Source organism: Olivibacter sitiensis DSM 17696 (assembly GCF_000427965.1).
In the GTDB taxonomy this organism is placed as follows: Bacteria; Bacteroidota; Bacteroidia; order Sphingobacteriales; family Sphingobacteriaceae; genus Olivibacter; species Olivibacter sitiensis.
Map to the genome: position 1 here is coordinate 122,815 of NZ_ATZA01000011.1, position 8,206 is coordinate 131,020.

Below are 8,206 nucleotides of genomic sequence, written 5' to 3' on the forward strand. Positions count from 1 at the left end.
TAAAACAAACAGTACATACGCTTAAAGCACTTTACCGTTGCTCTTCATCTTTGCCAAAGTTTTGTTTTCATCCTTCAACAAAGCTATTTCGTAATAGGCATGCCCTTTCGTGGGTTTTACGAAGGTAGCAGCCGTAGTTTTCCATTCCTTAAATTTCTCACCCGATAATGTTTCCTTGATAGGAGCGGGCAAATCTTTTGGATTTACCGCAGTTTTTTCTGTTCCATCAAGATTGTTTTTCAACATATTTGATGGGTTCGTACATCTTATCGTATCTTTCCTAATAGAATCATCACCAAAATAAATCGCTGTATCGGCATTAATATGATCATTCACGGCTGCATTAGACAGGCCAAAAAAACCGATAGATGCCGCAGTGATGATACCAAAAACTAATTTCTTCATTATATAAACTCCCTGTATCGTTGGTTCGTTGTATACAGTATATATGAATAACCATGCCAAAGGAGGAAACACCCTTCAGAAAGCCAAAAAAGCGCTTTCAGGCACTTCAAAAACATTAATTCCGGACAGTTTGTGGAGTATATTCCACAACCATGCTAAAAGCAATGTCTATTAAGGATGATGCTGTCTATTCAAGCGGATGTATTATCTTTGTCGTTCATGAATGCATCAGAAATCAATCTCAAATGGAAAGAACTGCAAAGAAAGGTAGCTCTCAATTTTGACACGGAAACGCCCGATATCAAGGTAATGCTATTCCTCATTGGCGTGCAGGAACTCGGCCAAGGGCCAAAAAAATTCGGCAAAAGGGAGAAAGAAGAGTTGATGCACATAGCTACTTGTCGTCTTTTTAGCGAAATGGGCTTTTATGAATTGCAGGGACTGGATCAGGATGGTTGGCCGCATTGGACACTCATAAAGCCAATCCCCAATTACACCCTTCTAGAACAAGAAATGATACTAAAATCGCTTATCGTTGACTATTTTGAGGATATTTTAGCATAACAGCCAAACACAAATGAAATCAAGAAAACAAATTCTCCTATCCCATTTGATCATTGGTCTTCTTATAAGCGCAGCACCGAGCTTTTCTTATGCACAAGGCTTATTTTCATTTTTGAAGAAACCCAAGCACCAATACATAGAACTTTCCGTAAACGACCATCAAGCCTATCTTCTGCTGTTCAATCAGACCCCGCAGCACCGCGACAATTTTTTGAATCTCGTCCAGCAGCACCAACTTGACAGTACTTTGTTTCATCGGGTCATAAACGGTTTCATGATACAGGGTGGAGACCCCACGTCCAAAGGCGCCAAGAAAGGACAAAAATTGGGTGGGGGCGATCTAGGCTATACCGTACCAGCAGAATTCAGGGATTCACTGTTTCACAAAAAAGGCATGCTCGCAGCCGCTAGGGACAACAATCCCGAGAAGGCCTCCAGCGCGAGTCAGTTCTATATCGTGCAAGGGAAAACATTCAGCGATGAAGACCTCGATAGGATTGAAGAGAACAGGTTGGAAGGGAAAAAAATCCCAGAATTCAAAAGACAGGTATATAAGACTCTTGGTGGAGTTCCGCATTTAGATGGAAATTATACCATATTTGGTCAGGTGGTGAAAGGCCTGGAATTGATCGATATGATCGCAGAAGTAGAGACGGACAACAACGACAGGCCATTTGCAGATCAAGTGATGACGGTAAGGATACTCAAGAATAAAGAAATCAGAAATCTGGAAAACGAGCTTCGCGCAGACACTGCTTTGGCAAAAATTATCGACAATCCAGATTATTAGACGTTAAGAACTTCACCAAGGTTGTGCGCAATGCCAAAGCTTAGGCAAACTCTGGTGAAGTTTTCAGAGTCGACGCTAATGTATTATTGATTGTTCAGTATATGACAAAATTCATTATTCAATCTAAAAATGCGTCATTGCGAAGAAGAATGATGAAGCNTGCCTGACGGCAGGCAGGCAATCTGCGTTTTTGTTTGCCAGATTGCCACGTCGTACCTCCTCGCAATGACGACAAACGAGAAAAAGAAATTTTGTCATGTACAATTGTATTATTGATTTACAGTTTTCTCTTTGGTCTTTCAGCTCTGGTTTTTTTAATTTTTATTTTTTATTTTTTACTTAAGGTTAGATGAGAATAATCACCTATAACGTAAATGGCATTCGGGCCGCAATCAAAAAAGACTGGCTCAAATGGCTGAAAGAAACGAATGCCGACGTGGTATGCCTACAAGAGATAAAAGCTACCCCAGATCAGCTGCTGGAATTGTTGCTGATAGAGGAAATGGGCTACGAGCACTATTGGTATCCCGCAGAGAAAAAAGGCTATAGTGGCACGGCCATTCTAACCAAAATTTCACCCAAACACGTCGAATATGGCTGTGGTATCCCAGCATACGACAGTGAAGGCCGCGTTTTGCGTGTAGATTTCGAAGCGCTCTCTGTCATCAGCGCCTACTTCCCATCGGGCTCCAGTGGCGATATCCGCCAAGAATTCAAATATCAATTTCTGGATGATTTCCAACGATATAGCGACACGCTCTTGGGGGAATTACCAAACTTGGTAATATCAGGCGATTATAATATTTGCCATCGCCCCATTGACATCCACAACCCAAAGAGCAATGCCAACAGCTCGGGCTTCCTGCCCGAAGAAAGGGCTTGGATGGAATCCTTCATCAATAGCGGCTATATTGATACCTTTAGGCATCTGCACCCCGACCCCCACCAATATACCTGGTGGAGCTATAGGGCCAATGCCCGTGCCAAGAATTTGGGATGGCGCATTGACTACAACATGGCCAGCAAGGCCTTGGAAAACCGCATCGCACATGCGGCCATATTGCCCGAAGCCAGGCACTCCGATCATTGCCCCGTGCTATTGGATTTAAACATTTAATTTTCGCTCTATTTCCAAGAACATTTTTCGCGCTGCCTTGTTTTGTTCAGTTAGTACGGCAGGTTATGCTACTTGCCTTTTAAAATTTTGAACGTTATGCTAAAGGCCGGAGATAAAGCCCCCGATTTTGAGTTGTATGCAACACCAGATCAAAAGCTAAAATTGAGTGAATTAAAAGGGCAAAATGTGGTTTTGGCCTTTTACCCAGCAGACTGGAGTCCAGTATGTGGCGACGAAATGGCCCTATTCAATGAGATGCTCAAGCTATTTGAGAAAAGACATGCCACATTGGTGGGTATTTCTGTTGATAGCAAGTGGAGCCATATGGCATTTGCAGAGAGCAGGCATTTACATTTCCCTCTATTGGCCGATTTTGAGCCTAAAGGAGCAGTAGCCAAAGCCTATGGCGTTTATAACGACACGGAAGGGATTTGCGAGAGAGCCTTATTTGTGCTGGACAAGGAGGGCAAAATATTCTGGAGCTACCTCAGCCCAGAGGCTATCAATCCTGGTGGAGACGGTATCTTGGAAGCGCTAGATAAATTGGAAAAAGAAGAAGGATAGATAGGAATTCAATTAATTAAACCAAACGACGCAATGGCAACAAAACTTTATAGGCCAGTAGGACATAAGGACCATATCACAGGCTCCAAAAATGCCGAAATACAGATAGTGGAATACGGCGATTATCAATGTCCCAATTGCGGAGAAGCGTTTCCGATATTAAAAGAAATTTTAAACGAGTTTGATGGCGCCGTATGCCTTGTGTTCCGTCACTTTCCTTTAACCGAGATACACCCCATGGCTTTGCCGGCCGCCATTGCCGCCGAAGCAGCTTCCAGACAAGGGAAATTTTGGTCCATGCACGATCTCATATTTGCCAACCAAGAGGCACTGTCTGAGGCGCTTTTTGAGGATATGGCAAGGGAACTAGGATTGGAAATAGACCGCTTTTTTGAAGACTGCCAAGACGAAGCCATTCGCACCCTTATTGAAGATGATTTTGAAAGCGGCGTACGAAGTGGAGTCAATGGTACACCTACTTTCTTTGTGAATGGCCTACATTTCGACGGTAGTGTACGAGACCTGTATCAGATGTTGGCCGAAAATGCCTCTTAAGTTAGGTGCTGCATCAACTACTATGGTCAGCTACTATGACCCAATGATTCGCTATCTTGCGAAAAAGTAGGGTAAAAGCACCCCCTATATCTCCTTTTTGCCTTTGCAGGTGCCACCTGCCCAACACAAAATAATAACTTGAAGAAAGAGGCCGAACATCTAGGATATCAAATGCCAGTGTCCCCATGCTTTCCTTGTTGGGATAAGACTTTATGTAGTTGTTCATTGTATTCTCCCAACCATATGTAGGCCCCTTGCTTCCCACAAAAAGCAGGCTATCATTCTTCCAATAGGTCTCCATAAATGCGGCAATATCACCTTTGTTCCAAGCAGTCTTTTGTACTTCCATGACTTGCAGAATTTGTTCTCTTTCTTTATCTTGGGCATTCGTCGGAAAAAACAGGAATAGGGATGCAATAACTGCCACTAGTGCTTTCATGTCGTTTTTTGATCTAAAGATAGCGTTAAATGTAGTAATTGAAAAAGGTTATGGAAAAATTATATATGATATTGCTGGGCTGTAAGCCACAAGGTAGGCACACTGAGCAGCATGATATCTTCTTCGGGATAGCGCGTTCCCTGAGCCAACTGGTAGAACCCATTGTGCAGTTCTGGCCGGAAGCCGAAGGAAAAATTCACCTAGATGCTTGGAAAGAGGTAACGCAAGTGGACGGCCATCCCATTTCCATAGTGGAAAGGAGTCGCGAAAGCGAGGCTAACACCCCTTATCAACTTTTCTTCCTCAATCTAGGTGGGTACAAGGAAAATGATTTCGAGGAATACCACTACAAGATGCTGGTAGTAGCTAAGGAAAAAGGAGAAGCCATCAGGAGGGCCAAAGAAACTGCATTCTTCAAACACAATGCCTCGCCTCATATAGATGATAAATATGGAGTAGACGTAGATGACATTTATGAGATAGAGGAAGTGTTATCTGATGAATTCAGAATAAAATACCGCATTGTTATCGGTGAAAAGGAATCAGCACAAATAGATGATGAAATTCATGCAGAATACATTAAATTAAGCAAGCTAGTCTAATCTCAACTAAGCATATTGTCTGCCATGACTTTTTGTCTATAAAAAGTCATGTTGCTATTTCCCAAAAGACCTGTCACAACAATTTCCACTCCAGTCAGTTATAAAATGTAAGGTCGAGCTTTATAAGCATCGTCCGGCTATTTCCTGATGCAAACACAATTTATTATTTAACTCTTAAATAAAATTGCCTATGCACTTACATTATCCGTCCGTACTACTCGTTGTATTTGCCACAATTTTCTCTTCTCGTTTTACGACATCCGCCAAGCAGCAAAAGACTCTCCATCAGGATAGCGAGCTACGCACAAAATCACCTAGCGATGATGATACAAAACGCTTACAGTCGCTTATAGACAAAGCTCAACCAGGAGACACCGTACTGATTCCAAGGGATACATTTTACGTAAAAACCCTACACTTAAAAAACGGCGTGAGCATCAAATCGATGGGACTGCTGAAACAAGTCGATTCATTGGAAGAGGAACTGTATGCCATAGCCTATCAACGCTCGTCTACCCCTTTGTTTCTAGGAGAGGATGTTCAAGGCATCTATTTGTCCTTCAACGCTGAAACCAAACATGAGGCCCTTGTTTTGGAAAACTGCAAGAACATTGATATAGCAAATGTACAGGCAAAAGGTGATTCCACTAGATTCCGTTCTTTTTCAGGCATGTATTTCGCTCGTTGCGATAGCATCACCGTAAGCGACTCGGAAATTGCCTATTATGGGCAGGAAAGGCAGCATATCAAATCCTATCAGCCTGGTACAGGCATAAGGATGCAAACCAGTGACCATATCAGCATAAAAGGAAACACCATACATCACAATGGTGAAAATGGGATCTTCGCTCATAGCAGCAGAGATGTGGTCATAGACAGCAACTTAATACACCATAACGGCATGAGTGGCATACAGGTTGCCTTTGGCAGCGTAGGCCGCGAAAAAAACTACATCATCAGACATAATGTACTGAAAGAAAATGCCGCAGATGCCATAGATATCAACAATCCAAACACGGAAAAGCTGGTGCAATTGGAAGCACTCATTGAAGGAAATACCAGTGAAGGAAATGGCTGGGTGAAAGGGCATAGTACACCCGACGGCTCCGGAATAGCCACCTTGGTAGGTCTCCAAAAGATACGGGTGAGGAAAAACAAGTCATCCAAGAGCAATAGACCGGCCATATATGTACGTGGTTGCGACAACATAGAAGCCACGAATAACCAAGCCGACAACGTGGCTGAAATAGTAGGAGATCTTGGCAACATCAAATTGCAAAAAAACACCCTGGCCGGTGTGAGGCTTCTGGCCAGCGTGAAAGCTAAAAGGCTAGAACTGGACTCAAATGACATCCATCACCTGTCACTTCCTTCGGGAATAGCAGTAGACAGTTTCATAGTACGTTCCAATGAACTGAAAGGCAATATCCATGTGGACATGGAGGGGCAATTGGTATTCAAGGGAAATACAGTATACAGTCCTTCAGAACAAGGCGCCATATCACTGCTGAAAGTAAAAGGTGCTACATTGAGCGACAATAATATTCAATCGACCGCAGCACATGCCATTTCGGTAAGTCCCGCAGCCATGGACGTACTGATGCTGGAGAATACCATAAAATCTGCCCAAGCCTGTGTGGCTGCAGATTCTGGAGCCCATAAGCTCAGGCTAGTCAGAAACTCGATGGACTATACCGATACTATCAAAAGTGAGGCACCTTACGTGGTTTCCAGCGATTTGAAATCCATACATTTCGAGGATAACACCTATTTTCGGGATGGCCAGCAAGTGCAGCATTCTTATGCCGATTCAGTGAGCGGACAGTAGGCCATCGTTGTGACGGGCGCAAAGTTTTTTTAGAAAGGGTAAGGTTAAGGAAAAAGGACCTAGCTCATATAGTACAAAGAAAATCCAAGAACAAACAAAAGAGGCATCCATAGATATGGATGCCTCTTAATTTTTTAGCGGTCCGGACGGGACTCGAATTCGCATGGTCAATTAAATCATTAATTCCCGTCCGAAAAACCTCTTTATATTCGTTTATATCCACTTAGCGTAGTCTTTTTTTTCCTGTTTATGGTGGGGTTATTGGTGGGACTTTAAACGTCTAATCCACTAAATATCTATTAAATAGATACGCTATACATAATATTCCCCCTGTAAAATAGCATAGCATAGTAAACAATCTTAGGTTTTGTAGGTTCCGGTAGTTCACGGTTTTGTCACCTTCTTTTTTACTTAATAGGTATTGCCCGTAAAATGCAGAAGCAAAAAAGATGGCAATTATGATGTAGTAATATTTCATGTTCTAATTCTATTTTGGTTCTTCCCACGTTTCGGAATCCAGCTTATTTTTATTCCAAACTAACCGTAGCTTTGATTGCTGGATTCCTTCGCTTCCAATTCCTTCCTTAGTTTATCAATCTCTGCCGTTAAAATGTCGATGATTAAGTTAGAACGTACGATAGTGGGTTTAGAATCTCCACTCTCTTCCGTGTCTCCACCCACATCAGCAACAACTGAATTTTCCGTAGTATTTTTTTTATCGAGGAAAGCTTCACCTACTCCGTATATTAAATAGTCCCAGCTAATACCTACTAGTTTTGAGTACAACAGATCAATGTCAAGAGTATTCCGCCGCTTCCATCCTGATAGCGTAGTGGGGGGTAATTCAAGAAAATCAGCTAAATCAGCATCTGATTTTAGCCCGTAAGCTAATTTTATTCTTTTGAATATCAGCTTTTTATCTAAAAAAGTACTCAAAACAAGTAGAAAAATTTGATATATACTCATTTTGAGTATATATTTGTGTTGTACAAAAATGAATACTCAAATATGCACAATAAATCTAAACACTACAAACAAGCAAGTCGCGAAGAGGTAGATTCAACTCACCAATGCAACATTTTGGTCTAAGGTAGCATAAAAAATGCTCTTGGGGTTTTGGTAATCTAGTTTTTTTCTTGGCCTTGCATTGATTTTGTGCTGTATCTTTCTGATATCCTGTTCATTGAATTGTTCAAAGGGCTGCTTTTTCGGTATATACTGCCTGATAAGCTTGTTGGTGTATTCGTTGAGTCCCCTTTCCCAAGAGGAATAGGGGTGGGCGAAGAAGAAATCGGCCTCCAGTTTCTTTGCGATGAGCTTGTGCCGTGCGAACTCGGTGCCG

Annotated in this window: 11 protein-coding genes; 7 read left to right on the forward strand and 4 right to left on the reverse strand. The window is 42.2% G+C overall.

Annotation, left to right across the window (positions count from 1 at the left end; all coding sequences use genetic code 11):
- Positions 1 to 21: 21 nt before the first annotated feature.
- Positions 22 to 405, reverse strand: coding sequence for a hypothetical protein (locus tag A37S_RS23980; protein ID WP_157278507.1), 384 nt, complete (start codon positions 403 to 405; stop codon positions 22 to 24).
- A gap of 219 nt (positions 406 to 624) precedes the next feature.
- Between A37S_RS23980 and A37S_RS0108135 the strand changes: the two genes are divergently transcribed.
- The 5 genes from A37S_RS0108135 to A37S_RS0108155 all read left to right on the forward strand — a co-directional run bounded on the left by A37S_RS0108135 (position 625) and on the right by A37S_RS0108155 (position 3,995).
- Positions 625 to 969: a hypothetical protein gene (locus A37S_RS0108135; protein WP_028296565.1), complete on the forward strand. Its 345-nt coding sequence runs from the start codon at positions 625 to 627 to the stop codon at positions 967 to 969.
- A 13-nt stretch (positions 970 to 982) separates the two neighbouring features.
- Positions 983 to 1,759 (forward strand): peptidylprolyl isomerase, encoded by a 777-nt coding sequence (locus A37S_RS23985; protein WP_084163806.1) that lies wholly within the window; start codon positions 983 to 985, stop codon positions 1,757 to 1,759.
- 349 nt (positions 1,760 to 2,108) lie between these two features.
- Entirely contained in the window at positions 2,109 to 2,876 is a 768-nt protein-coding gene (locus A37S_RS0108145; RefSeq protein WP_028296566.1) for an exodeoxyribonuclease III, read from the forward strand.
- Positions 2,877 to 2,972: 96 nt separating this feature from the next.
- Complete coding sequence (locus A37S_RS0108150; protein ID WP_028296567.1) at positions 2,973 to 3,440, forward strand: peroxiredoxin; 468 nt, start codon at positions 2,973 to 2,975, stop codon at positions 3,438 to 3,440.
- Between the two features lie 33 nt (positions 3,441 to 3,473).
- Complete coding sequence (locus A37S_RS0108155; RefSeq protein ID WP_028296568.1) at positions 3,474 to 3,995, forward strand: DsbA family protein; 522 nt, start codon at positions 3,474 to 3,476, stop codon at positions 3,993 to 3,995.
- A gap of 13 nt (positions 3,996 to 4,008) precedes the next feature.
- On the opposite strand, the gene A37S_RS0108160 is transcribed toward A37S_RS0108155, so the two are convergent.
- Positions 4,009 to 4,434, reverse strand: a complete 426-nt coding sequence (locus A37S_RS0108160) for a YybH family protein (RefSeq protein WP_028296569.1) — start codon at positions 4,432 to 4,434, stop codon at positions 4,009 to 4,011.
- 50 nt (positions 4,435 to 4,484) lie between these two features.
- Between A37S_RS0108160 and A37S_RS0108165 the strand changes: the two genes are divergently transcribed.
- Both A37S_RS0108165 and A37S_RS23990 read left to right on the forward strand, forming a co-directional pair.
- Positions 4,485 to 5,036: a DUF1543 domain-containing protein gene (locus A37S_RS0108165; protein ID WP_036601808.1), complete on the forward strand. Its 552-nt coding sequence runs from the start codon at positions 4,485 to 4,487 to the stop codon at positions 5,034 to 5,036.
- Between the two features lie 190 nt (positions 5,037 to 5,226).
- On the forward strand, positions 5,227 to 6,864 hold the full coding sequence (locus A37S_RS23990) for a right-handed parallel beta-helix repeat-containing protein (RefSeq protein ID WP_051292852.1): 1,638 nt from the start codon (positions 5,227 to 5,229) through the stop codon (positions 6,862 to 6,864).
- Positions 6,865 to 7,401: 537 nt separating this feature from the next.
- Here the strand turns inward: A37S_RS23990 and A37S_RS0108175 are convergent.
- Both A37S_RS0108175 and A37S_RS23995 read right to left on the reverse strand, forming a co-directional pair.
- Positions 7,402 to 7,830 carry a helix-turn-helix domain-containing protein gene (locus A37S_RS0108175; RefSeq protein WP_028296571.1) on the reverse strand — a complete coding sequence of 143 codons (429 nt, stop codon included), beginning with the start codon at positions 7,828 to 7,830 and terminating at the stop codon, positions 7,402 to 7,404.
- Positions 7,831 to 7,923: 93 nt separating this feature from the next.
- Positions 7,924 to 8,206, reverse strand: a 283-nt coding sequence (locus A37S_RS23995) for an IS30 family transposase (RefSeq protein WP_036601752.1), incomplete at its 5' end; no start/stop codon positions are given.